This is a genomic window from Psychrilyobacter piezotolerans, from assembly GCF_003391055.1.
In the GTDB taxonomy this organism is placed as follows: Bacteria; Fusobacteriota; Fusobacteriia; order Fusobacteriales; family Fusobacteriaceae; genus Psychrilyobacter; species Psychrilyobacter piezotolerans.
Map to the genome: position 1 here is coordinate 62,879 of NZ_QUAJ01000008.1, position 21,805 is coordinate 84,683.

The 21,805-nt window shown below is 33.3% G+C and carries 29 protein-coding genes and 1 pseudogene; 11 read left to right on the forward strand and 19 right to left on the reverse strand.

What is annotated here, in order from left to right:
* Positions 1 to 174 precede the first annotated feature (174 nt).
* Positions 175 to 351: pseudogene (locus DYH56_RS16125) on the forward strand (heavy-metal-associated domain-containing protein); the annotation flags it as partial.
* Between the two features lie 33 nt (positions 352 to 384).
* Here the strand turns inward: DYH56_RS16125 and DYH56_RS06120 are convergent.
* The 7 genes from DYH56_RS06120 to DYH56_RS06150 all read right to left on the reverse strand — a co-directional run bounded on the left by DYH56_RS06120 (position 385) and on the right by DYH56_RS06150 (position 3,899).
* The gene (locus DYH56_RS06120; RefSeq protein WP_114641985.1) at positions 385 to 960 is read right to left on the reverse strand and encodes a class I SAM-dependent methyltransferase; all 576 of its coding nucleotides are present in this window, start codon (positions 958 to 960) and stop codon (positions 385 to 387) included.
* 75 nt (positions 961 to 1,035) lie between these two features.
* Positions 1,036 to 1,353 carry a metal-sensitive transcriptional regulator gene (locus DYH56_RS06125; protein ID WP_114641986.1) on the reverse strand — a complete coding sequence of 106 codons (318 nt, stop codon included), beginning with the start codon at positions 1,351 to 1,353 and terminating at the stop codon, positions 1,036 to 1,038.
* A 275-nt stretch (positions 1,354 to 1,628) separates the two neighbouring features.
* A complete protein-coding gene (locus DYH56_RS06130; RefSeq protein ID WP_114641987.1) occupies positions 1,629 to 1,913 on the reverse strand; it encodes an ATP-binding protein in 285 nt (94 codons plus the stop codon).
* 46 nt (positions 1,914 to 1,959) lie between these two features.
* Positions 1,960 to 2,511: a DNA protection during starvation protein gene (gene dps, locus DYH56_RS06135; protein WP_114641988.1), complete on the reverse strand. Its 552-nt coding sequence runs from the start codon at positions 2,509 to 2,511 to the stop codon at positions 1,960 to 1,962.
* Positions 2,512 to 2,786: 275 nt separating this feature from the next.
* A complete protein-coding gene (gene nifU, locus DYH56_RS06140; RefSeq protein WP_114642034.1) occupies positions 2,787 to 3,155 on the reverse strand; it encodes a Fe-S cluster assembly scaffold protein NifU in 369 nt (122 codons plus the stop codon).
* Positions 3,156 to 3,244: 89 nt separating this feature from the next.
* Positions 3,245 to 3,628 (reverse strand): C-GCAxxG-C-C family protein, encoded by a 384-nt coding sequence (locus DYH56_RS06145; protein ID WP_114641989.1) that lies wholly within the window; start codon positions 3,626 to 3,628, stop codon positions 3,245 to 3,247.
* A 58-nt stretch (positions 3,629 to 3,686) separates the two neighbouring features.
* Complete coding sequence (locus tag DYH56_RS06150) at positions 3,687 to 3,899, reverse strand: DUF1858 domain-containing protein (RefSeq protein WP_114641990.1); 213 nt, start codon at positions 3,897 to 3,899, stop codon at positions 3,687 to 3,689.
* A 457-nt stretch (positions 3,900 to 4,356) separates the two neighbouring features.
* Here DYH56_RS06150 and DYH56_RS06155 point away from each other — a divergent pair, with 457 nt between their 5' ends.
* The 8 genes from DYH56_RS06155 (at position 4,357) to DYH56_RS06190 (ending at position 9,507) form a co-directional block, all read left to right on the forward strand.
* A complete protein-coding gene (locus DYH56_RS06155; protein ID WP_114641991.1) occupies positions 4,357 to 4,635 on the forward strand; it encodes a DUF134 domain-containing protein in 279 nt (92 codons plus the stop codon).
* A gap of 32 nt (positions 4,636 to 4,667) precedes the next feature.
* A complete protein-coding gene (locus DYH56_RS06160) occupies positions 4,668 to 5,033 on the forward strand; it encodes a NifB/NifX family molybdenum-iron cluster-binding protein (RefSeq protein ID WP_114641992.1) in 366 nt (121 codons plus the stop codon).
* 154 nt (positions 5,034 to 5,187) lie between these two features.
* Entirely contained in the window at positions 5,188 to 5,547 is a 360-nt protein-coding gene (locus tag DYH56_RS06165) for a NifB/NifX family molybdenum-iron cluster-binding protein (protein ID WP_114641993.1), read from the forward strand.
* Positions 5,544 to 6,389 (forward strand): ATP-binding protein, encoded by an 846-nt coding sequence (locus DYH56_RS06170; protein WP_114641994.1) that lies wholly within the window; start codon positions 5,544 to 5,546, stop codon positions 6,387 to 6,389. The genes DYH56_RS06165 and DYH56_RS06170 overlap by 4 nt, the downstream gene beginning before the upstream one ends.
* Complete coding sequence (locus DYH56_RS06175) at positions 6,386 to 7,243, forward strand: ATP-binding protein (protein WP_114641995.1); 858 nt, start codon at positions 6,386 to 6,388, stop codon at positions 7,241 to 7,243. The genes DYH56_RS06170 and DYH56_RS06175 overlap by 4 nt, the downstream gene beginning before the upstream one ends.
* A gap of 277 nt (positions 7,244 to 7,520) precedes the next feature.
* Positions 7,521 to 8,006 carry a Crp/Fnr family transcriptional regulator gene (locus tag DYH56_RS06180; protein ID WP_114641996.1) on the forward strand — a complete coding sequence of 162 codons (486 nt, stop codon included), beginning with the start codon at positions 7,521 to 7,523 and terminating at the stop codon, positions 8,004 to 8,006.
* 480 nt (positions 8,007 to 8,486) lie between these two features.
* The gene (locus DYH56_RS06185; protein WP_114641997.1) at positions 8,487 to 8,915 is read left to right on the forward strand and encodes an Hsp20/alpha crystallin family protein; all 429 of its coding nucleotides are present in this window, start codon (positions 8,487 to 8,489) and stop codon (positions 8,913 to 8,915) included.
* A 163-nt stretch (positions 8,916 to 9,078) separates the two neighbouring features.
* Positions 9,079 to 9,507, forward strand: a complete 429-nt coding sequence (locus DYH56_RS06190; RefSeq protein ID WP_114641998.1) for an Hsp20/alpha crystallin family protein — start codon at positions 9,079 to 9,081, stop codon at positions 9,505 to 9,507.
* A gap of 217 nt (positions 9,508 to 9,724) precedes the next feature.
* Here DYH56_RS06190 and DYH56_RS06195 read toward each other — a convergent pair whose 3' ends face one another.
* From DYH56_RS06195 to DYH56_RS06230, 8 genes are all read right to left on the reverse strand, one after another.
* Entirely contained in the window at positions 9,725 to 11,719 is a 1,995-nt protein-coding gene (locus DYH56_RS06195; RefSeq protein WP_114641999.1) for a cache domain-containing protein, read from the reverse strand.
* 329 nt (positions 11,720 to 12,048) lie between these two features.
* Positions 12,049 to 12,804 carry a flavodoxin domain-containing protein gene (locus DYH56_RS06200; protein ID WP_114642000.1) on the reverse strand — a complete coding sequence of 252 codons (756 nt, stop codon included), beginning with the start codon at positions 12,802 to 12,804 and terminating at the stop codon, positions 12,049 to 12,051.
* 244 nt (positions 12,805 to 13,048) lie between these two features.
* Positions 13,049 to 13,519, reverse strand: coding sequence for a YbaK/EbsC family protein (locus tag DYH56_RS06205; protein ID WP_114642001.1), 471 nt, complete (start codon positions 13,517 to 13,519; stop codon positions 13,049 to 13,051).
* A gap of 21 nt (positions 13,520 to 13,540) precedes the next feature.
* The gene (locus DYH56_RS06210) at positions 13,541 to 13,771 is read right to left on the reverse strand and encodes a thioredoxin family protein (protein ID WP_114642002.1); all 231 of its coding nucleotides are present in this window, start codon (positions 13,769 to 13,771) and stop codon (positions 13,541 to 13,543) included.
* Between the two features lie 88 nt (positions 13,772 to 13,859).
* Positions 13,860 to 14,378: a 4Fe-4S binding protein gene (locus DYH56_RS06215; protein ID WP_114642003.1), complete on the reverse strand. Its 519-nt coding sequence runs from the start codon at positions 14,376 to 14,378 to the stop codon at positions 13,860 to 13,862.
* A gap of 48 nt (positions 14,379 to 14,426) precedes the next feature.
* The gene (locus DYH56_RS06220) at positions 14,427 to 15,398 is read right to left on the reverse strand and encodes a permease (RefSeq protein ID WP_114642004.1); all 972 of its coding nucleotides are present in this window, start codon (positions 15,396 to 15,398) and stop codon (positions 14,427 to 14,429) included.
* Complete coding sequence (locus DYH56_RS06225) at positions 15,395 to 15,691, reverse strand: ArsR/SmtB family transcription factor (protein ID WP_114642005.1); 297 nt, start codon at positions 15,689 to 15,691, stop codon at positions 15,395 to 15,397. Before DYH56_RS06225 ends, DYH56_RS06220 begins: the two co-directional genes overlap by 4 nt.
* A gap of 346 nt (positions 15,692 to 16,037) precedes the next feature.
* Complete coding sequence (locus DYH56_RS06230; RefSeq protein WP_114642006.1) at positions 16,038 to 16,928, reverse strand: nucleoside hydrolase; 891 nt, start codon at positions 16,926 to 16,928, stop codon at positions 16,038 to 16,040.
* A 173-nt stretch (positions 16,929 to 17,101) separates the two neighbouring features.
* Here DYH56_RS06230 and DYH56_RS06235 point away from each other — a divergent pair, with 173 nt between their 5' ends.
* Together DYH56_RS06235 and DYH56_RS06240 are read left to right on the forward strand one after the other, a co-directional pair.
* On the forward strand, positions 17,102 to 17,548 hold the full coding sequence (locus DYH56_RS06235) for a GNAT family N-acetyltransferase (RefSeq protein WP_114642007.1): 447 nt from the start codon (positions 17,102 to 17,104) through the stop codon (positions 17,546 to 17,548).
* Between the two features lie 125 nt (positions 17,549 to 17,673).
* Complete coding sequence (locus DYH56_RS06240) at positions 17,674 to 18,516, forward strand: sulfurtransferase (RefSeq protein WP_114642008.1); 843 nt, start codon at positions 17,674 to 17,676, stop codon at positions 18,514 to 18,516.
* 110 nt (positions 18,517 to 18,626) lie between these two features.
* On the opposite strand, the gene DYH56_RS06245 is transcribed toward DYH56_RS06240, so the two are convergent.
* From DYH56_RS06245 to DYH56_RS06260, 4 genes are all read right to left on the reverse strand, one after another.
* The gene (locus DYH56_RS06245; RefSeq protein ID WP_114642009.1) at positions 18,627 to 19,343 is read right to left on the reverse strand and encodes an alpha/beta fold hydrolase; all 717 of its coding nucleotides are present in this window, start codon (positions 19,341 to 19,343) and stop codon (positions 18,627 to 18,629) included.
* Positions 19,344 to 19,375: 32 nt separating this feature from the next.
* Positions 19,376 to 19,867, reverse strand: a complete 492-nt coding sequence (gene padC / locus DYH56_RS06250; RefSeq protein ID WP_114642010.1) for a phenolic acid decarboxylase — start codon at positions 19,865 to 19,867, stop codon at positions 19,376 to 19,378.
* A gap of 155 nt (positions 19,868 to 20,022) precedes the next feature.
* Positions 20,023 to 20,688 (reverse strand): Crp/Fnr family transcriptional regulator, encoded by a 666-nt coding sequence (locus DYH56_RS06255; protein WP_114642011.1) that lies wholly within the window; start codon positions 20,686 to 20,688, stop codon positions 20,023 to 20,025.
* Between the two features lie 135 nt (positions 20,689 to 20,823).
* Positions 20,824 to 21,756 (reverse strand): nitronate monooxygenase, encoded by a 933-nt coding sequence (locus tag DYH56_RS06260; RefSeq protein ID WP_114642012.1) that lies wholly within the window; start codon positions 21,754 to 21,756, stop codon positions 20,824 to 20,826.
* Positions 21,757 to 21,805: the final 49 nt, after the last annotated feature.

The window sequence follows — 21,805 nt, forward strand, 5'->3', positions numbered from 1 at the left end:
TTATCTGGTACACCTTGAAGAGGAAAAAATATAAGACTTTCGTAAATAATATTTGAGGAGATCGAAGGTTAAAGAAGAAAATTAATAAGGATGAGGAGGAGATTTATGAGAAAGATTTTGATAGAAGGAATGGTTTGCAGCAAATGCACGGATAAAATTTAAAAAAAACTCAAATCTATCGATGGAGTGGAAGAGGTGAAGGTTCTTTTGGATGAAAAGGAGGCATATGTATCTGGAGATGTGGATGAGGAGGTTTTAAAAGCAGCCATTGAATCTGAAGGATACAAGGTTACTGCAATAGAACCTATAGAGGGAATCAAACACCCTGAAGAAAGAAAAGGACACTCATGAAGTGTCCTTTTAAGGTTCATTTTATTATTGACTTTATTTTATATTTTTAAAAGTTCCCCTTATGAAGTTGTCTCCAAAAAAGTATTTTAAAGAAATTTTTTCAAAGTTATTAACCTCAATAGTATTAAGGGTATCTCTGTTTAAATGGCAGCCCATTGCAAAGATCTTCCATGCAGGAGTAAGGATATTTTGTAAGAAAAATAAAAAGTTCTTTTCATTTTTAATATGTTCCAGGACTAGAAGTTTTCCATTTGGCCGGCACACTCTTTTAGCTTCTTTCAATGCCTTATCAGGATCAGGAATTGTACACAGAGCCAGGGTTATCACTATAGTATCGAATGTATTATCATCAAAGGGCAGATCTTCTCCTGAAGCAGAAACTATCTCTATATTTTTCTCACCGATTTTTTTCTCAGCCTCCAGACTTAACTCCTTATCCGGCTCTACGGCTGTTACTCGATGCTTCGAATAAAATTCAAAGTTAACACCGGTTCCAGCTCCAAATTCTATAACTCTTCCTTCAATATTTTTTAGAAGGATACTTCTTTCCTTGTGCAGCATCTTTTTTTCGACTTTACTCATTAATTTATCATATAGATAAGCCTTCATAGCCAGAACTCCTTTCCATTTTTTTCTATCAGTTGTTCCTTCCAATTTTTAAGAGTTTTTTTTAATAGCCTTCTTCTATTTCAGAAGCCTACCTACTGTTTTTATAAACTCTTGAATGATCTCAGGATCGTCTTTTTTTAATTTTTTAGCAACACAACTTTCCATGTGTTTTTCTAAAAGCACTTTTCCGACACCATTTAAAGCAGATTTAGCTGAACTTATCTGGTTTAATACATCATCACAATAAGCATCATTTTCTATGAGTTTTTTGATACCTCTGATTTGACCCTCTATCCTATTTAACCTTGTAATAAAAACTTTTTTTTCTTTTTCATACGAAACCTGACCTTCTTCATCACAAATTTCACAAGAATTTTTAATTTTAGCTTCCATATTGACCTCCTGTTGAAATACTCTCTATACCTATTATATATAATAAAAAATGAAAAGTCAAAACTCTTATATTTATTGACAAAGTTCAATTTAAAAGACATACTGTATAAAAACTATAGGGGGGTATTCTATAAAAGATAGGTGTGTTTGATGGTGATGAAAACTTTAAGGTAACAAAAAAAGAGGTTTACACCTCTTTTTAATCATCATCGTTAGATCCTATTTCATTGGGTATAAGAGTTGCAATTATAGTTCCAAATCTCATCTTCCCTAACTTATACAGATTCAGGTGGATTTTTGGGATCATGTCTGCTCATAAGAAATATTGCTTTAGTCGGACAGGCATTCATACATGCTCCATCGCCGATACAGTTTTCTGGACGCACTACTTTTGCGATGCCATCCACAATTTCCAATACATTTGGTCCCAATTTTTTGCATAGAGCAACACAATTTGAGCACCCTAAACAACGGATCGGATTTATCTCCGGAAGATTACCCTTTACAAATTCTCTACCGAATGCTTCTGCAACCTCAACCTCAATTTTTTTATTTGCCATAATTCCTCCCTGTTTAATTTTTATAAAGTCATTTATAAATCCATACTTATTTCATAAATTTAGAAACGAATGGTGAGGTTTCACCTCTTCTTAAAAAATGTCCAGAAGGACCTTCCCCCAAAAATTCCGCAAACCAAGACTCGTGTTCAATTTCCTCATTGAGGATAGCTAATGCCAGATCATAGGTACGGTGATCCTTTCCGGCAGTCATGTTGCAGATTTCGGTATAACCACGAACAGCACATCTTTCTGCGTTTAATAAAACTTTTAATATTTCTTCAACATTGCTGGGATCCTTTGGTAAATTAGCCGGAGGACATGCTGACATATCATGAAAAACTTTCATATCATCAGGTAATTTTCCCCCGAGCTCATAAATTCTCGGAATCAAAGCTTCAAAATGATTTCTGTCTTCTATTCTGGCAGTCTCTGCAATTTCTTTTATCCCTTCTCCTTTCAATCCTATAAGATTACATCTAAGAATTGTATAGTAGTAAAAAGTAGTTAACTCAGCTGCTGCGTTCTTAATTAATAAATCCAAAAGTTTTTCAACGTCAACTCCGGCATCTTCTACCATCTTTCTTGCTACTTTAGCCATAAAATACCTCCATTTTTTTAAATGAACACCTACCACCCAAAAGACCAACAATAACTTCACTTTTATTTATTTCTATGCTTGCTAATCACTTAATAAAAAAATATGAATTTTCACAGACATCATTAACAATCTTTTACTGGAAGTACTGAAAAATTCCTTCAATATTTTTTTAACTATCTATCTCTCCTATAAATAATGGATTTTTTATCGAAAATTTGTAAGGTTTTCCTGAAATAAATAAAAAAAAGGGATAGTCTCTATCCCCAGTAAAATCATTATTTTCTAGATGTATAATCCTCTATTGCTGCATTTATAACTTCTTCAGCTAAAACTGAACAATGTAATTTTGATGCTGGTAAACCATCTAAATTTTCTGCAATAGATTTATTTGTCAATTGTAATGCTTCTTCTATAGTTTTGTCTATGATCATCTCTGTAGTTACCGATGAGGAGGCAATAGCTGATGCACATCCAAATGTTCTAAATTTTGCATCTATGATTACTTCATCTTCTATTTTTAAGAAGATCTCCATCATATCTCCACAAGATGGACTTCCTATTTTTCCATATCCATCAGGATTTTCCATTACTCCAACGTTTCTAGGATTCATAAAATGATCCATTAATTTTTTTGTATACATCAAATTTTCCATTATTTCTTCCGTAGATACCATCTATAATCACTTCCCATCTTTTATTTTATTTGTATGAAATACAATCTTATTCTAAAGAATTATTTATTTAAAAGTTCTTTCAATATTTCAGCAGAAGTTTTAATCAAAACTTCACAATCCACTTTATAGACTTTTTTAAGCTCACCGCAATTCAATGAAAAATTTTTTTCTTTAAAAGATGTTTCAAAAGTTTTTATCATTTTATAAACTTTTCTTAAACTGTCCTTGTCGTTATAATCACTGCTTCCGTATTTCAGTCCAAATATTATGTTTGCTGCAGTTACTGCTCCACATGTCTGCCCGGTATACATTCCAAAACCAAGACCGGAAGATAGTTTTATAAGTGCTTCTTCATCAATTTCAAGCTCATGAGAACATGATTTTAAAATTGCCTGGGAGCAGTTATATCCGCATTTGTAATTTTCAATTGTTTTCTTTTCCATCTGCTAATCATCTCCGTATAAATTTTTTATAAATAATTATTTATTTTTAAATCCTCGGCTAAGGAAGTATTTCCAAATGCTCCAATATTTCTTCAATAATTTCTTTCGAAGGTAATTTAGAACTTTCTAAAGCTTCTTCTAAGGTTACCTTTTCAGAAAAAGTACATCCCCTACACTTTAATCCGTAATTTTCAAAAATTTCTACGATAAAAGGATACTTTTTAAAAAGTTCTTGAATATTCATCTTCAAAAGAAAATTTTCATCTATCATACTACTTACTCCCTTTCTTCATCCAATAAACGACAATATCTTTTTTTTTAACGTGGGATAATTCTCCCTCTCTCTGTTTTGTGCATATGCACACTAAGAATATACTCCTATCTTGTAATTTTGTCAATAAAAATTAAATTAAAAATTTTTTGGAAATTGCAGCTTTATTTGCTCTTTGAATATTTATCAGTCTCGATATTTTTGGTATCCACTTCCTGTCATTTCTCTGAATTTTATTTGTTTAATTTTTTTTGATTTAATGTTAAAATTAATCTGACTCATGACAATCTTCTTATACTGGTTTTATGTGGTGTTTAACTTGTATTAGATTTTATTATGAGTCTTTTATTTTTTGTAAGGTGGGACATTATATTTTACAATTTAAAAATATTTTATTGACAAAGTGGTAAGGTAGGAGTATAGTTTGAGTGTGCATATGCACATGCTAGGAGGTTTTATGAATAGAAAAAAGAAGAGGTGTTGTCGATTTTTGGAAAATGAAATTGTATACAAACCAGTAGGTATTTCAATGAAAGAGATAGATCTAAATAATATTGAAGCCGATGAATTTGAAGCCATTAGAATCTGTGATTACGAAGGAAAAAGCCAGATAGAAGCCAGTGAATTGATGGGGATCTCCCGTGGAACTATTCAAAGGTTATTGAATTCCGGAAGAAAAAAAATTGTCGATAGTTTTTTAAATGAAAAAGCTATTGTTATAAAAAATAAGCATTAACTATTAAATTAAAATATAAGGAGGAACAAATTATGGAATTAAGAATCGCATTTCCCACAAATGACAGGTTAAATGTCGAGGAGCATTTTGGACATTGTGCCGAGTTTAAAGTGTTGAATACAAAGGGAGGGGAAGTTGTATCGGAAGAATTCATCACTCCGCCGCCTCATGCACCTGGTGTATTACCAAAATTTTTAGGTGAACATAAGATTACTACTGTAATTACAGGGGGGATGGGAGCTATGGCAATCAATCTCTTTAAAACACAAAATATAGATGTTATCTTAGGAGCTACTGGAAGTATTGCAGACAATTTAAATACATTTTTAGATGGACAGCTGGCATCTACTGGATCTGCTTGTAGTCATCATCATGGGGATCATGAGTGTAATCATTAAAAACAATATTAATTTATGTAAGCCGAATTTATTTCGGCTTATCTTAAAAATATAAATTTTGACAGACAAATATTTCTGTATACTGAATTTAAGAAGGATAAGTATGCATGGAAATTATAAATAACAGAAGTAAAATAAAATTAGGAGGAACAATATGAAAATATCCATATGTTCAAAAAAAGAAGGATTGGATAGTTTAATCGATGAAAGATTTGGCAGAACAGAAAACTTTACTATCATAGATATGGATACAATGATAGTGGAGACTATCGAAAATACAGCTAAAAATGAAGCCAGTGGTGCAGGGGGTGAAGCAGTAAAATTAATTTCGAAATATAATGTAGACATAGCTGTCGTTCCTCATCTGGGACCTAAGGCTGAAAAAGCCATGGAAGCTTTTGAAATAAAAACTGTTTCTCAGGAGGATTATAAAACTGTAGGAGAGGTTTTAGAAGCGTATAAATCCGGTAAATTAAAAGAAATAACAAAGAAAAAAGGACTGACTAGATTATGAAGATAGCTGTCTTAAGCGGGAAAGGAGGGACAGGTAAAACTACTGTCACCTCTAATTTCGCTGTAAATATAAAACATTCTATAGGTATAGATTCCGATGTGGAGGAGCCAAATTTACATATTTTTATGGACATGAAAAATTCAGCCTCCGAACCTGTATATACACTGTATCCGTCTATTGACAAAGAACTTTGCAACCTCTGTGGTAAATGCGGGGATTTCTGTAATTATCATGCTATTCTCCCCGCTAAAAACCAGGTAATTATCTTCCGTGAAAGCTGCCATGACTGCGGCGGCTGTAAATTAGTCTGCCCAAATGGTGCTATCACATATAAAAAACGTGAGATTGGAAAAATATTTAAAGGCCGATCAAAATATAATACAGAACTTCATTACGGTCTTTTAAATATCGGTGAAATGTCGGGAGTAAAAATCATAGATCAGTTAAAAAAATATTCTGATTTAGATGGAAAAACGATTTTTATTGACTCTCCTCCCGGTACTTCATGTGCCACAGTGGCAGCAGTGGAAGATGTGGATTATGCTGTAATCGTTTCAGAGCCTACACCATTCGGGGTCAGTGATATGAAGATGGTTGTGGAGATGCTCCGTGAAATGAAGATCCCTTTGGGACTTATTATCAACAAAGCCGGATTAGGAGATGAGGAGATCTATCATTATTGTGAGGATGAAAATATAGAAATTTTGGGAGAGATCCCCTTTGATAAAAAAATAGCTGAACTTTATGCTGACGGGAAGATTTTTAGCGATTCCCTTCCTGAATATCAAGATTTCTTTAGTGATATCTATAAAAAAATTGCAGAGGGGAGGAGATCATTATGAACATAAATGAAATTGTAGTTATCTCCGGTAAGGGAGGAACTGGGAAAACCACTTTAACAGCATCTCTTATCCCGTATTTACAAGATCTAATCATTGCTGACTGTGATGTAGATGCTCCAGATCTAAATATCTTATTGGATCCTAAAATAAGATCTACCCATAGATTTGTAGGGTTAAAAAAAGCCATTATAGATAAGGAAAAATGTATTAAGTGCGGGCTCTGTGAAAAACACTGTAAATTTTCAGCCATCTCAAAGGATATAACCTTAACTCAGTCGAAATGCGAGGGGTGCGGGCTCTGTGAGTTTATCTGCCCTGTAGATGCAATCTCAATGGAGGATGCAGTTGTGGGAGAACTCTATGAATCAGACACAGCTTTTGGAAATTTTGTCCATGCAAAACTGATCCCCGGGGAGGAAACTTCTGGAAAATTAGTGGCTGAAGTCAGAAAAAAAGCCAAAGCATTGGCAGTTTTAAACAATAAAAAATATATAGTAGTAGACGGCTCCCCTGGGATTGCCTGTAATGTTATCAGCTCTATCACAGGAGCCAGCCAGGTTATCATAGTTACTGAATCTACTTTTTCCGGGCTTCACGACCTGAAAAGAATCCACCAATTGACTAAAAAATTCAATCTTAAAGTCCAGGTAGTTATTAATAAATTCGACCTGTCCTCCCACCATAGTGAGATGATTGAAGAATATTGTTTAAAAAATAATATTATAGTAGGATTAAAAATTCCATTTACTGAAAAAATAGTGAAATCTATAGTTAATAAAACTATTCCTTCTATAGCAGAAAAAGATTTTTTTAATGAAATTAATTTTTTTAATTTTATAGAGAGTTTATTTTAACCCTATTTCCCCTCCCAAAGTTCCGAAATAAGCATATTTAATATTTTAAAAAGGGCAAGAGATAAATTAAATCTATTTGTCCTTTTATTTATTATTATTTTAATTTTTGTCTTTGTTTTATTTTGGATTTTGTCCGCGATAATTGATGATTTTAACTGGTATGACATTCCTCTGAAAAATAAAAGGATTTTTTGTTTTTCCTTGTAGATATAATTTATGATCCCCCATACGTTACATCCATTTAAACCCCCGTATTAGCCCACAAAAGGAGCCGATTATGAAAGAATTAATGCCTTTCTTTGAAATGGATAAAATTATTAACATCCTTGTTAAAATCTCTATCTTTGGAGGTCTTAACGATACCCAACTCTATAAAATCTTAAAGACATTGCAAAAAGTAACATATAAAGATAAAGAATTTATCTTTAAACAAGGTGAAGCCCCTACCTATATCTATATAATACTCAAGGGTAAAATAAGACTAATTGAAGATATAAATTATACCAGTTATCAACTCTTTGAATTTGTAGAAGGAAACTGTATCGGCGAAGAATCTATAATAGGGATACATCCGCATACCCTGTCTGCAATAGCTGTAGGAGATGTAGAGCTTGCTGTGATCTCTAAAAAAATGCTTTTCGACTTCTACAATACCGATAAGGATCTTTTTTGTTTGCTGATTCTTAACATAGCCAGAGAGATTTCGCGCAGACTTAAACAGACCGATAATCTACTCCTTCATTACATAGATAAAAACGGATAAAGTTTCCATTGGGTAGAGGAGGTAACTGTTATGATAATGCCGTTATTGAGTCATTTCATGCAACATTAATTTACCGATCTTTCTTCACAAGGTAATTTTTGAGGATGTAAAGGAGAATAAATAAACAGACAAGAACCGCTAAAAAAAACCCTGCGTGTCCTAACCACATTTTTATAAAATCAAGAGACTGGGCAAAATAGTATCCAATAACCCAATATATGGAAGTTTTTAATTTCCGATAGCAGCAATTTTATAAGATCCATAGTCTCACCCTTTCTTGTTTTGTCTTTAGTTCTCCCAATAATATTATACAACGCAAATATTCTATACAATGAGATACAATAAAATCCTTTTATTTTGATAACAATACTTAGGTTAAAAAAATAAAGGATTTTTAGAAATAACGGTGAACATATTGTTAGATCTTATAAAAATGTGTGATTAATTTTTATTGTTTATTTGTTCATAGGAGGGATAGTTATGTCCAATTTAATTAAAAAATATGATTTTTTTAACCCCGATATTTTTAGAAGTTTATTTGAAGATGACATTTTTACAGACCGATTATTACATAGGAGAATTATGCCTCCTATAAATGTTTTAGAAAATGAGGAAAACTACCAGGTAGATGTTTCAATACCAGGTATAAAAAAAGAAAATATAAAGATAACTTGTAAGGGAAGGGTTTTGACCATCTCATATAAGCAAAAAAAATCAGACGAGTATAAGGAAAAAAATTATCATAGAAGAGAGTTTAAGAGTCAGTCTTTTTCCAGAAGTTTTACTGTACCTGAAAATGTTAATCTTGAAAAGATTTCCAGTGAGCATAAAGATGGTATCTTATCTATATTACTTCCTAAAATCGAAGTAACTAAAAAAGAAAATACAATAGATATTGAAATTAAATAGGTTCTGGTGGAGCAATCATGAAAAAGTATGAAACACCCAGAGGAGAATACGCAGTTGCATTTAATTTGATAATCTAGAAAAATATATATTTAATGTAGAAGCCAGCAATAATGTGTGATTTATTTTTATCGTTTTTTTACATTTATTCATGGGAGGGCTAGTTATGTCCAATTTAGTTAAAAAACATGATTTTTTTTACCCTAATGTTTTTGGAAATTTATTTGAGGATGACATTTTTACAGACCGATTATTACATAAAAGAATTATGCCTCCTATAAATGTTTCAGAAAATGAAGAAAACTACCAAGTAGATCTTTCAATACCAGGTATAAAAAAAGAAAATATAAAGATAACTTGTAAAGGAAGGGTTTTGACCATCTCATATGAGCAGGAAAATTCAGACGAGTATAAGGAAAAAAATTATCATAGGAGAGAGTTCAAAAGCCAGTCTTTTACTAAAAGTTTTACTGTGCCTAAAGACGTAAATCTTGAAAAAATTTCCAGTGAGCATAAAAATGGTATCTTAGCTATACTACTCCCTAAATTTGAAGTAATTAAAGAAGAAAATTCAATGGATATTGAAATTAAATAGTGGTGTTTACAGACTTGAATCAAAAAACAGGCTGATCCGAAAGATCAGCCTGTTTTTTGATTACTAAATCTAGTAATCAGTATTTTTATTATGCTTAAAAATTTTTAATCCTTCATTTTAACAATTCTTTTGATTTTTTATTAGCTGCCTTAGATCATAGATTAAAGATCCGCAGGTACTACAAAGTTTTTAGTATTAACTTATTTTGTTCTCTTTATTAACTTACCTCAATTTTATTTCGGCCGCCCTCCTTGGCTTTGTAGAGCAGTTCATCCACTTTAATCACTATATTTTCTAAACTCATGTTTTTCGGATCATTTACCTCTGATAAACCCCCACTGAAACTTACCCGGAGTTCCGGATATTTCCAGGAGGAATTATAAACTTTCAGCCTTATTTTTTCCATTAGTTTTTCTGCCTCTTCCAGAGAAGTATCAGGAAGGACTATTAAAAATTCTTCCCCTCCGTATCTGCCTATGAGGTCTGTTTTCCGAAGATTCCCGGTCAAAATTCTGGCAAATTCCTTTAAAACTTCATCTCCTGCACAATGCCCTAAAGTGTCATTGATTTTTTTAAAATGATCGATATCGATCATGGAGATACACAGGGGTTTCTCAGCATTGACCTCCTTTAGTTTCACTTCCAGCTGGTTTAGAAGATGTCTTCTGTTGCTCAGCCCCGTCAGCCCATCTGTTATTGATAGTTCTATGAGTCTTTTTTCCATTTTTTTCCTGTTTGTAATATCTCTTACAAAGGCGATCAGCATCTTTTTATTGTTAAGTTTTACATATTTTGAATTTAGTTCTATAAAAATAAATTTTCCATTCTTTTTTTTAAAAATTCTTTCTTCGTAGGAATCCCCTGTAATAATATCCTTCGGAGCACTTAAATCATCCAAATTATTTTTTTGAAAATCATACAGGGATAAAGTATCTAATTCTTCCCTTGTATATCCCAGCATTTTATATGCACTGATATTACAATCTTCTATTTCCCCCTTTTCATTTCCCAGATAAATCCCGTCAAGGGATAAATTTATCAGTGTTTCATATATAGTTTCGCTTTCATCTATGAATCTCTTTACTTTCTTCATTACATAAAATTCAGATAAAAAAATTATTCCACCCATTAAAAATATGAAAAGTGAAATTTCCATTAAAATTTCCTTCATTTGATCCATTAAAATTTTTTTATTGGTAGAAATTGTTTTGTCTATATCATCCAGATAAACACCAGTTCCTACCATCCATTCCCAGCCATCTACTGCCCTGACAAAGGTCATTTTAGGAACTTCTTTATTTTCATCTCCCGGTTTTATCCAATTATAGTTTAAAAATCCCCCCTGGGGCTTTACAGATATTTTTTTTAATTCCTGTACTATTTTTATATCGTTATCATCTTTCAACTCCCACAAATTTTCTCCTATGTCTTTCTTTTGATCTATATCTTCCGTAGCCAGAAGTTTTCCTGAAAAATCCAGTACAAAAATATATTTCCCATTATCCGGACTTCGGTGGGTTATCTCATTTAAAATATCTTTTTTTATATCCTCTTCCACATCTTTAAAATATGCTCCTGTTCCTATCCATAGATTGAGAGGTTTAAAGAGTTTTAAAAATGATTTTTTTCTATGGTCATACCCTGTATCTCCGGGTTTTGCCCACATATATTCATAGAAGCCTTCTCCTTTTTCCTTTACCAGATCCACCATTTCCCTGAAGATATATCTTCCGTCAGCTCCCCTGTAATCTAAAACCATTTCCCCCACATAGTCGGGGTTAGAGGTAAATAAAAGTTTTCCCTTATTGATATTTCCGCCAAAATAATATCCTCTCCCATCATTGAATCTGATGACCTCCAGGGTTTCTTTGATGAGTTTTTCTATTTCTTCATCACTTTTATCCCCCTTATATTTTTCATAGATAACCACAGCCATATCATGGGCTTCATAGGCTCTTTCTTTGATTCTTTTATCCAAAATTTTCTCCGTTTCCGATTTATGATATTCTATCCTTTCTATAACCTGGTTGACAGCATCCTTCACTCTCATTTTTTCCCTGAGGGTATATTCCTGTTTTATTTTTTCCGATTCTTCATTAAAATAATTATATGTTGAATAAATCCATACACCTCCTATAAACAGAATATTAATAATTACTATAAAGAGAACGGTATAACGAAAACTTTTCCCTATCTTTCTCAAATTTCTCATAAATCACCTCTAAAAATAAGTAAAAACATTTTTTAAATCTCCTGCTATGATGGGAATAAAATTTTTATCGAACTATTTAAATAATAGAACATATTAATATATTGCTCTTTAAGTTTAAATTTCCTCTTATATTTTATTACTGTTTATTTTGTTTCTACTGCCGCAGCTAGAAATTTAAGTCCTGTCTTTGCTTTCATCTCTTCCAGGGATCCGATAATTTTATGTACTTTAGCTTTATTTTTTCCATAAAAAATCCCCTTAATCATAAAATTATTAAAAAAGAGCAAGAAAAAAAACGGCTCTTAAAAGTAAGAGCCATCTACACTAAATTATTTTATAAAAGATTCACCAGGTCTTAGAGCTTCCACACAGCTCTCTTTAATCTCTTTCTCAAATTTATAAAATTCTACCTTAAATTTAACCTCTTCTGTAATTATAACATGATGATATCTCTCCGGTTCTATAAGGAAAGGATGGTTCTTATCTACAGTAAATACTTCTTCTAAGTTATCTTCCCATACAAAATCAAGACTTCCTTCTTCAACAACTATATATCCATATTTTTCTTTAGGAGCCATATGTTTTTCTAAAATCCCGGGAAAAACATTTTCTCCTGTCATAAATGGTGTTTCTCCTACTTTAACCGCTTCCTTAGGAAGACTATCCTTTGAATATTTCATCTCCATTACCTCCTTAAAAAAACCAGCATACTCATCATATGATCTACCTTCAATAGAGTCTCTCTGAATTCTCAATCCATTATCTACAACTTTAGCCCCTATATCATCCATCTTTTTTACCCATCTATCCATCCAAGTGCCGTCACCTGAACCATAACTGCCAAATAACCCCAATGTTTTTCCATTCCATTCATAATTAATCTTATCTACAAATATTTCCATCTCTGCACTCAACTCTTCATCTCCATAAGCAGCACATCCCAGAATAAGAGTGTCCTCCTCTTTGAGTATATCAGAATCAAAATCATTAATATTTGCTACCACTGCTGTCTTTAGCCTTTCCTTAAGTTTTAATGCCACCCTTTCTGTATTTCCTGTCTCTGTGTAGTATAAAATGTATAACATTTCAATCACCCTTTTATTTAGATTTTTTAATATCTAGAAAATTATACTCGCAAAGAGAATAAAAAACCTAGATTGTGTTTGTCTGGATGCAACGTCACGTTGCTTTTTTACTCAAAAATATTATAACAGATTAAATTTGAATCTTCTGTAACATTGGTTACCATTGAAATAATTATAAATCTTAAATAATAAAAAAAACCAGGCTAACCTGATTTTTTGTAAAATTCTATCTGCGGGCTAGACCTTAGACTAATTCTTGTTTAGTTATGTCTATCCAAGTTCCTTTAGTTACCTCTGCAAGATAATCTACATCTATCTTTACGGCAGAATTAGGAGAACCTCCTGCCGGATATACTGTGGTAAATTCCTTTAAGGATATATCCAGATATATCTCTAATTTTTTTGGCAGACCAAAGGGACAGACACCTCCTATGGGATGGCTTGTAACTTCCTCAACCTTTTCGAGGTTAACAAATTTAGGCTTTTCTTTAAAATAATCTTTAAATTTTCTATTATCTGTTTTAGCTCTTCCTTTAGTTAAAATTAAAATTTCTTTTTCTTTTAACTTAAATGCCAAAGTTTTGGCTATCATGTCAGGTTCCACGCCTAGGGCTTTGGCTGCTTTTTCCACAGTAGAAGTATCTTCATTGGTTTCAATAACCTTTAAAGGAAGATTATTATCTTTAAAATATTGTTTCACAGTCTGAATACTCATAATTGCCCCCTGTTTATAAATTTATTTAAGTAACTTCTCTATTTCTTCTACCTTAGCAGACCTTCCGCTGATCACTACTTTCCCGTCGATAACAAGAGCCGGAGTACTCATTACACCAAAGGACATTATAGTTACTATATTCTCTACCTTTTCTATATCTGCCTCCTTTCCCGCTTTAGAAAGTGCTTTTACCACATTGTCATAAAGATCATCACACTTATTACACCCTGTTCCCAATATTTTAATTTCCACTATTAATTCCTCCCTATTTTAAAATTATTTATTATTATTATCTAGAAAATTATACCCGCAAGGGTGTCACCAAAATACTAGATTATGCCTATCTGGATGCAACGTCACCTTGCTTTTTTATTGTATTAATAAGTCCGGCAATATTCCCAGCATGGCACAGCTGACCACAATAAACTCTGGGTTTTATCAGTAACCCCATTGTAATTGCCAAAATACTGGTAGCTACAAATCCAAAATACATAGCTGATCCCAGATCATATATATTTTCAGCACTTATAATTCCTAAAACTACTTTTATTGTTAAAAATATTGTAAATCCATATCTGACGACCTTATTATTTAAAAATTCAGGTGTCTTAAGCCCTAAACTAAACCTTCTTAATAATTTTTGTAACCCCCCGCCTCTGGGGCAAAAATAGGCACAGTGAGGTTTTCCCTTACTAAAAAGAGATAGAATTACTGCCATAGTCATAGAAATTAAGCCTAAAATTCCAAATCTGATATCAATCAGCGGCAAAATCCACATCAACAAAAATATTATCCAAGTATATTTCTCATAGAAATTCTTTTTCCATTGAGACGATTTAATCAATTTTTCTGAAAACACTTTATCCCCCTTAATCCTTCAATAAATACCGTTAATTATGTTCATCTTTTATATAATCATATTAAAAAGATATCCTACTGCCACTATTCCCATCCCTGTTATCCCTGTAAATACTCCTATGAGTTTGGGCTTTATCACCTTTCTGAGCAGTATCATCTCCGGCAGCGACAGAGCTGTGGTAGCCATCATAAATGCCAGGGCCGTTCCCATCCCTACTCCTTTATTTATCAAGGCTTCTGCAATGGGAATAGTCCCCATGGCATTGGAATAAAGGGGAATAGCTATAATTGTAGCAAAGAGTACTGCCAATGGGTTTTTCGGTCCTGCATATTCAGAAAGAATCTCTTCCGGAGCCCATCCGTGGATAAGAGCCCCTATTCCTATACCGATTAAAAGATACTTCCATATTCTTCCTACGATCTCCCTTACATTGCTTTTGGCAAATTCCAGTCTTTCCCTTCTGGATAAAACTCTTATCTGACTTTCTCCCATTTTTATCTCATATACATATTCTTCTACATATCTTTCAAGTTTTAAAATATGGATCAGATACCCCCCTAAGATCCCTAAGACCACTCCTGCAAGAACATAATAACCCGCTATCTTAAGGCCGAAAGTTCCCAGTAAAATCACAAAGGCTGCCTCATTTACAATGGGGGAGGTTATAAGAAAGGAAAAGGTCACTCCAAGGGGAATTCCCCCCTCTATAAATCCTATGAAGAGCGGGACACTGGAACAAGAACAAAAAGGTGTCACTATTCCCAGAAGACTGGCTGCTATATGTGCCCTTAACCCTCCCATTTTTTCCAAGATCTTTTTTGTTTTCTCTACAGAAAAATAACTTCTTATATAGGAGATAGCAAATACCATTATGGAAAGGAGGATGAGAATCTTTATTACATCATAGATAAAGAAATGAACCGATCCGCCAAATCTGCTTCCCATATCTACTCCTAAATTTTTAAGAATCCAGGTGGTTCCCTGGTCAAGCCAGCCAAAGGAAAATATATACTTTATCATGATTGCTTCGCCTCCTCTAAATATCTGAGATCCAGGATTTCCTTTACTGTGTGGATAACCTTAAGTAAATTTTCATCTTTTATCTGATACATCACCTTGAGTCCTTCCTTTTCTGCAGTAAGGATTCCCGAATCCCTCATTATTTTTAAATGCTGAGAAAGATTAGACTGGGAAAATTCCACATCTTTTTGAAGTTCACAGACACACAGACGTTCTTTTCCGAGTTTTTTTACTATTTTAAGCCTTATGGGATGCCCGAGTCCCTTAAAAACTTTAACCATATCTTTTTCCATAATACCCCTCCACAACTATATAATTATTTTCTAATATAGTTATATACCCTAATTTAATTATTGTCAATATCATTTTTAAATATATTTACAAAATTATAAGTAAATAAATCTTTTGAATAAGAATTTATACCTGCTATTTTTCTTCTAGTCTTCATAAAGGTCAATTTCATATTTATTTTGGTTTTTATAATTTTGTTTTTTTTTATATTATATTAATTTATTATCGGTCTTTTTTGATAACCATCATACTTTAAAAAAGATTCTTCTTTTGTAAATCTTCTGATTTATAATTTCCTGGATAAAAAAAAGGTAACTTCTGTAGACTACAGAAGTTACCTTTTTTGTTTTAATTTAATGTCTCAATTAAATATTTTTTAAACCAAGTTTTATCAAAATCAACAGCTACCATTATTTTACCGCCACAAAAATTTTCAGCAGTTTCTCCCCTTTTCTCATCTATTCCAACTAATATATTTTTTTCTTCAAACTTAAATGCATCCTCATATACAGGTGCGATCATGGCTATTGTATCGTGGAAGGTTACACTTGTCATTCCTATTTTTTCCCTGACTCTGAACATAGAATCAAAAATTTCCATTGTCGCCCTGCTGTATTTAGAATTAGATTTTCTGAGATCCTCCAGTTCATTAATTGTGAACTGCCCCTTCATAGTAGCATCTAATCCAACCATTTTTACTTCTAAACCTGAACTAAATACTATGTTTGCCGCCTCTGGATCAACAAAAATATTAAATTCTGCATGGGGAGTTATATTCCCGCCGCAAAGTGATCCCCCCATAATAGTTATTCCCTTTAAAAGAGTTTTTAATTCCGGGTATTTAGTCAGTGCTGCAGCAACGTTTGTTAAGGGCCCTACGGCAACTAATTCAACTTCCTGGGGATATTTTTCAGCACACTCCAGATAAAATTCTGCATATCTTTTTGAAAATCCCTTGGATGAATTGGGAAGTTCTATGTCTCCCATCCCTGTTTCTCCGTGAAATTCAGTTGCTGTATGCAGATCCCTTTTTAATGGTTTATCTAATCCGCAATATACATCTAGATCTTCATTTAAATACTCCAAAAGATTTAACGCATTTCTTGTTGTATGGGAAAGTTCTACATTTCCAGCCACAGTAGTTATTCCCAATATCTCTATATTCTTATCTGCTAAGCCTGTTATGACAGCTAAAGCATCATCCATCCCCGGATCACAATCTAATATTATTTTCTGCATATAATTCTCCTTTTTCTTTTTATAATATCATATAAAAGTTTGTTTCTCAACAGGGCCGGATTATTTTTAAATTCATATAGGTCTTGAATAGGGTAAAAGGGCTTTTATTGTAAACATTTCAAAAAAATGATATCTTGTTATATATATAAGGTATGAAAGGGAGGTATTAGAAAATGAATTTAGAGATTAAAAATTTTGACGATCTTACAACCAGGGAAGTATATGAAATATTAAGGGTGAGATCGGAGGTCTTTGTGGTAGAACAGGACTGTGTCTATAACGATTTAGATGGAAAAGATCTGGAATCAGTTCATATTATGATTGAGGAAGATGATAAAATTCTGGCTTATCTAAGAGTTATAAAACCAGGAATTTCATATGATGAACCTTCCATAGGAAGGGTTTTAGTAACCTGCCAGGCAAGGGGAAGAGGGTTAGCCAGAAAAATTGTACAAGCCGGGATGGATTATATAATTCATAACTGGGGCGAAAAGAAGATAACCATAGGAGCACAGGATTATCTGAAAAAATTCTATGAAAGTCTGGGATTTGAAGCGGTTTCCGAGGTTTATTCAGAGGACGGTATTCCCCATGTGGATATGACTTACTTTAAGAAATAAGGTTTAGAATATAAAGGCTTCTTGAAAAAGAGGTCTTTTTTACTTATCTATGGTATATTTATTAGGTAGTTTTTATAAAAATTATTTAATAACACAAATATAAATATTTTGCAGGAGGCTTTAAAATGAATAATTTTATAAGTGTAAATAGACTAAAAGAAAATTTAAAAGAAGTGGTAATCCTAGATGTAAGGTTTGATCTACACGATAAAGAGTACGGACAGAAAAAATATAAGGAAGAGCACATTGACGGGTCTTTTTTCATAGATTTAGACAGGGACTTAGCAGGAGTAAAAAAAGAGCATGGTGGGTCAAGACCACTGCCTGAGATGGGGGAGTTCATAGAAAAAATTGAAAGATTAGGAATAACAAAGGACAGCTCTATCGTCGTATATGATGAGGAGATGGTTACAGCAGCCAGAGCATTTTGGATGTTTAAATATATCGGCCATGAAGATATTAAAATATTAGATGGCGGATATGCACAGTGGGTAAAAGAAGGGGGAAGGGTAACTGAGGAGGAAACTCCATTACCAGAGAACAGCAGATATGATTTTGAGATCCAAAATGATATATATGCTGAGATCAATGAAGTTAAAGAGGGAATATTGGATAAAGATATCTCCCTGGTAGAATGCAGATCCCACGAAAGATATTTAGGCCTGAATGAACCATTTTATTCTAAGCCGGGTCATATCCCCACAGCTCTTTGTATTGATTCAAAGTCACTGTTAAAAGATGGAAAGGTAAGATCCATAGATGAATTAAAAGAAATCTTCAGGAGGCTGGATAAGTATAAAAATATAGTGTTTTCATGTGGTTCCGGGGTAAATGCATCTTTAGATTACGCAGTTTACAGTGAATTTTTCTCCAATGGAAAGGTGTATATAGGAAGTTATTCCGATTGGACGAGTTATTCTGAAAACCCCATTGAAACAAAGAATGAAAACTCCATAATAAGCAATTGAAACTTTCATATTTCATATCCTAAAAAGGCAAATCGATTCATTTTATCGACTTGCCTTTTTAGTTGTATGCCTTATCCCATTCCTTTGATGAAACCTTCTGATCTTTAGCCTTATAGTGAAAGCAGATGACCTGCTAGCTCATCAGGAGCTGCAAGAAAAGGAGAGTGACTGGTATTCATTTTAATCACTTTTTCACAGGGAGAATTTGTATACATCTTCTTCTGTGCAGAAGGAGAAATAGCCCTGTCGTGTGTGCAAGAGATATAAATTCTCGATACCCGGCCGAAGTTTTCAGAAGTTGTTTCAACCGGTGTAATAAGAGGAGCTGCCGGTTGATTAGTCAAGAGCGACTTTGCTCTTTCTACATCCTCGTGGGAGCAGTCACCAAAAAAGATTTTCTTTATCAAATCTTCTCCTACAGTGGCATAAGCTTTATCTTCGGAAATCGCCGTATTAGGGAAGAGCAGGGTATCTTCATCCACCGAAGCAATTGTCGTCAGGGATTCACCATTTTGAAGTAAAAATGCACTGACGTAGACAAGTTTTTTGATCTTGTCTGGCCGGAATTCAGCTGTCTGAGTGATGACGGCTCCTCCCATACTGTGGCCAACGAGATACACCGGTTCAGACTGTTCGTCCAGAACCTTGCAAAGTTTATCTACATAATCCTGTAGAGTAATTTGGCCAGGTGGAATTGGATCCTTCTGTTCATGCCCCGGCAGGTCTGGAGCCAAAACCTTGTGTCCTTTTTCTTTTAACAGGGAAACGACTTTATCCCAGCACCACCCTCCATGCCATGCTCCATGAACCAATATATAAGTACTCATAATTTACCCCTCCTTCTTTTTTAGAAAATAGATTATTTATAAAAGCTACCTGCTCTTATTTCATCTGACATTCCTTTATAGGGAGCTTCGGAAATTATATTTTCGTTGTTAACTCCTACATTTTTTACATAAGTAATAGCTGCAAACTCATCTACAACATCCTTAGGGTATGTTTCATATTTTTCTCTGGATTCTTCCATTAAATCGATGTAATCATTTTGATAACATACAGTTATTTCTGAATGATCGTGTACCCATTTTGGAAAGAAAATTACACCATGCATTTTATTATCTTCCAGCATAAAATTTAAACTTACATCTGTTCCAGTAGGCTCGGTCCATGATATTTTGTAAACACCTTTTGTTAACTCCACTAGATGCATCTTTTGTTCCTTTACCCATCTTCCGCCTACCATACCGCTGTGAATACGGTAATCTACAGTATCCTCATTTTTTATATAGATTTCATATTCCCATCCATTGGCATACGTATAAATCATTTGTGTTCCGATAAAATTTTTCATTTAAATACCTCCATTTTTTATTAATTAAATATAAACTTTCTAAAGTTTTTATTTCTTATATAGACATTATAAACTGGTTTGTTTGAAAATCCCACGCCAATAGGCGCGAATACCATAATTTTCTATTATATAAAAAAGTAGAGGCTTTGAGGCCTCTACTTTTCAAATTTTTCCTTATATTTCCCCAGCTTAACAGGGTCCTTTATAGAGAGCTTATCCCCCGTTCTCTCTATAATACCCTGATCCTGAAGATTTTTTAACAACCTCTGGAGAGTTCTCAAATTTATATTCAAATGTTCGGAAATTATTCTGGTACTTCCAATATCTATAGTTTGGCACTTTTCCAGGTGTTTAATAAAGAACTGTTCATCTGAATATACATTTTTAAGAAGAAGATATTTAAATTCTTTAAAGTGATCTTCTACTCCCATCATTATAAGTTTTTTGAGAACGGCACTCTTCCCTTTAAACTCAAGATCCATTATCTTATCAAGGGGTAAATACGCAATCTTAGAATCTTCCTTTGCTACTATATCCACATCAAAGAGCCGAAAACGTTCTTGTGAAATCTTCTTGGAAAAACAAAAGTTTACTCCTGTGATCTCATCTTCATAGAGGTCCCTATAAAATTCCCCTCCATCAGGAGTATATACTATATGCTGAATATGTCCTTCTATTATATAGCATGTATTGAATTCCTTTAACCGTTCGTAATAGACAGAGCTTCCTCTCTTAATCTTAGTAATATCTATCATATTTTCAAATGGAGTTCCTATAAGTTCTTCCAGATTCAGTTTAGAAAGTATTTCTGCCTTAGTCATAAATTCCTCCTCAAAAAGTTTTGATAAAAAATATTATACAGATATTTTAATTTTTTCATAATTGTTACACCAGAACCTTTAATAATAAGACAAGCTCTCAGAATGTTTTTTCTGAGGGCTTGTCTTATTAAATAATTAATTAAAAGTTTTTAGATTAGTTAAAACTTCTTTAGCTTCTTCAAATATTGTTGTTATAGCTTCTTTTACAGTAGTAATTTCATTTACCATACCACATATTTGTCCAGCCATTACAGAACCATTTTCTTTGTCACCTTCAAAGACAGCTTTTCTTAAAGAACCTAGAGATAATTCTTCTAATTCATCTCTGGATGCACTTCTCTTTTCAAGCTCTAAGAACTTCATAGTCATAGGATTTTTTATCCCTCTAACAGGCCCACCCAGACTTCTACCAGTAACAAGAGTATCGGTATCAGACGCTTCTAAAACAGCAATTTTAAAGTTTTCATGTACTGGACACTCTTTTGTTGCTACAAAACGAGTTCCTACCTGTACTCCCTGAGCACCTAAAGCAAAAGCAGCCACTACTCCTCTACCATCTGCAATTCCACCTGCTCCTATTACTGGAATAGATAATGCGTCTACTACTTGGGGAAGAAGAGCCATGGTAGTTGTCTCACCTACATGACCACCAGCTTCTGTCCCTTCTGCTACTACTGCATCTACACCTAATGCTTCCATCTTCTTTGCTATCTTTACAGATGGGATTACTGTGATTACTTTTATTCCCGCTTCCTTCCACATTTCTAAAAATGGAGCTGGATTTCCTGCTCCAGTTACTGCTACATTTACTTTTTCCTCTACTAATACTTCAGCTAACTCAGCACGATTATGCATCATAAGCATGATATTTACACCAAAGGGCTTGTCTGTTAATCCCTTACAAATTCTTATTTCTCTACGTAAATCGTCTGCACTCATTCCTCCAGAAGCTATTACTCCTAGTCCACCTGCATTTGATACTGAGGCTGCAAACTCTCCCATACAGATTTGTGCCATTCCACCTAAAAATATAGGGTATTCAATTCCTAATAATTCTGTTATCTTCATTTTATTAAACTCCTTATTTCTATTTTAATTTATTTTTTTTGTTTATTTG

Bases quoted from the DNA above. Each gene is read 5' to 3' on its own strand.
- DYH56_RS06120 (WP_114641985.1), bottom strand. From the start codon at position 960: ATGAAGGCTTATCTATATGATAAATTAATGAGTAAAGTCGAAAAAAAG.
- DYH56_RS06125 (WP_114641986.1), bottom strand. From the start codon at position 1,353: ATGGAAGCTAAAATTAAAAATTCTTGTGAAATTTGTGATGAAGAAGGT.
- DYH56_RS06130 (WP_114641987.1), bottom strand. From the start codon at position 1,913: ATGGCAAATAAAAAAATTGAGGTTGAGGTTGCAGAAGCATTCGGTAGA.
- dps (WP_114641988.1), bottom strand. From the start codon at position 2,511: ATGGCTAAAGTAGCAAGAAAGATGGTAGAAGATGCCGGAGTTGACGTT.
- DYH56_RS06145 (WP_114641989.1), bottom strand. From the start codon at position 3,628: ATGGAAAAGAAAACAATTGAAAATTACAAATGCGGATATAACTGCTCC.
- DYH56_RS06150 (WP_114641990.1), bottom strand. From the start codon at position 3,899: ATGATAGATGAAAATTTTCTTTTGAAGATGAATATTCAAGAACTTTTT.
- DYH56_RS06155 (WP_114641991.1), top strand. From the start codon at position 4,357: ATGAATAGAAAAAAGAAGAGGTGTTGTCGATTTTTGGAAAATGAAATT.
- DYH56_RS06160 (WP_114641992.1), top strand. From the start codon at position 4,668: ATGGAATTAAGAATCGCATTTCCCACAAATGACAGGTTAAATGTCGAG.
- DYH56_RS06165 (WP_114641993.1), top strand. From the start codon at position 5,188: ATGAAAATATCCATATGTTCAAAAAAAGAAGGATTGGATAGTTTAATC.
- DYH56_RS06170 (WP_114641994.1), top strand. From the start codon at position 5,544: ATGAAGATAGCTGTCTTAAGCGGGAAAGGAGGGACAGGTAAAACTACT.
- DYH56_RS06175 (WP_114641995.1), top strand. From the start codon at position 6,386: ATGAACATAAATGAAATTGTAGTTATCTCCGGTAAGGGAGGAACTGGG.
- DYH56_RS06180 (WP_114641996.1), top strand. From the start codon at position 7,521: ATGAAAGAATTAATGCCTTTCTTTGAAATGGATAAAATTATTAACATC.
- DYH56_RS06185 (WP_114641997.1), top strand. From the start codon at position 8,487: ATGTCCAATTTAATTAAAAAATATGATTTTTTTAACCCCGATATTTTT.
- DYH56_RS06190 (WP_114641998.1), top strand. From the start codon at position 9,079: ATGTCCAATTTAGTTAAAAAACATGATTTTTTTTACCCTAATGTTTTT.
- DYH56_RS06195 (WP_114641999.1), bottom strand. From the start codon at position 11,719: ATGAGAAATTTGAGAAAGATAGGGAAAAGTTTTCGTTATACCGTTCTC.
- DYH56_RS06200 (WP_114642000.1), bottom strand. From the start codon at position 12,804: ATGTTATACATTTTATACTACACAGAGACAGGAAATACAGAAAGGGTG.
- DYH56_RS06205 (WP_114642001.1), bottom strand. From the start codon at position 13,519: ATGAGTATTCAGACTGTGAAACAATATTTTAAAGATAATAATCTTCCT.
- DYH56_RS06220 (WP_114642004.1), bottom strand. From the start codon at position 15,398: ATGATAAAGTATATATTTTCCTTTGGCTGGCTTGACCAGGGAACCACC.
- DYH56_RS06225 (WP_114642005.1), bottom strand. From the start codon at position 15,691: ATGGAAAAAGATATGGTTAAAGTTTTTAAGGGACTCGGGCATCCCATA.
- DYH56_RS06230 (WP_114642006.1), bottom strand. From the start codon at position 16,928: ATGCAGAAAATAATATTAGATTGTGATCCGGGGATGGATGATGCTTTA.
- DYH56_RS06235 (WP_114642007.1), top strand. From the start codon at position 17,102: ATGAATTTAGAGATTAAAAATTTTGACGATCTTACAACCAGGGAAGTA.
- DYH56_RS06240 (WP_114642008.1), top strand. From the start codon at position 17,674: ATGAATAATTTTATAAGTGTAAATAGACTAAAAGAAAATTTAAAAGAA.
- DYH56_RS06245 (WP_114642009.1), bottom strand. From the start codon at position 19,343: ATGAGTACTTATATATTGGTTCATGGAGCATGGCATGGAGGGTGGTGC.
- padC (WP_114642010.1), bottom strand. From the start codon at position 19,867: ATGAAAAATTTTATCGGAACACAAATGATTTATACGTATGCCAATGGA.
- DYH56_RS06255 (WP_114642011.1), bottom strand. From the start codon at position 20,688: ATGACTAAGGCAGAAATACTTTCTAAACTGAATCTGGAAGAACTTATA.
- DYH56_RS06260 (WP_114642012.1), bottom strand. From the start codon at position 21,756: ATGAAGATAACAGAATTATTAGGAATTGAATACCCTATATTTTTAGGT.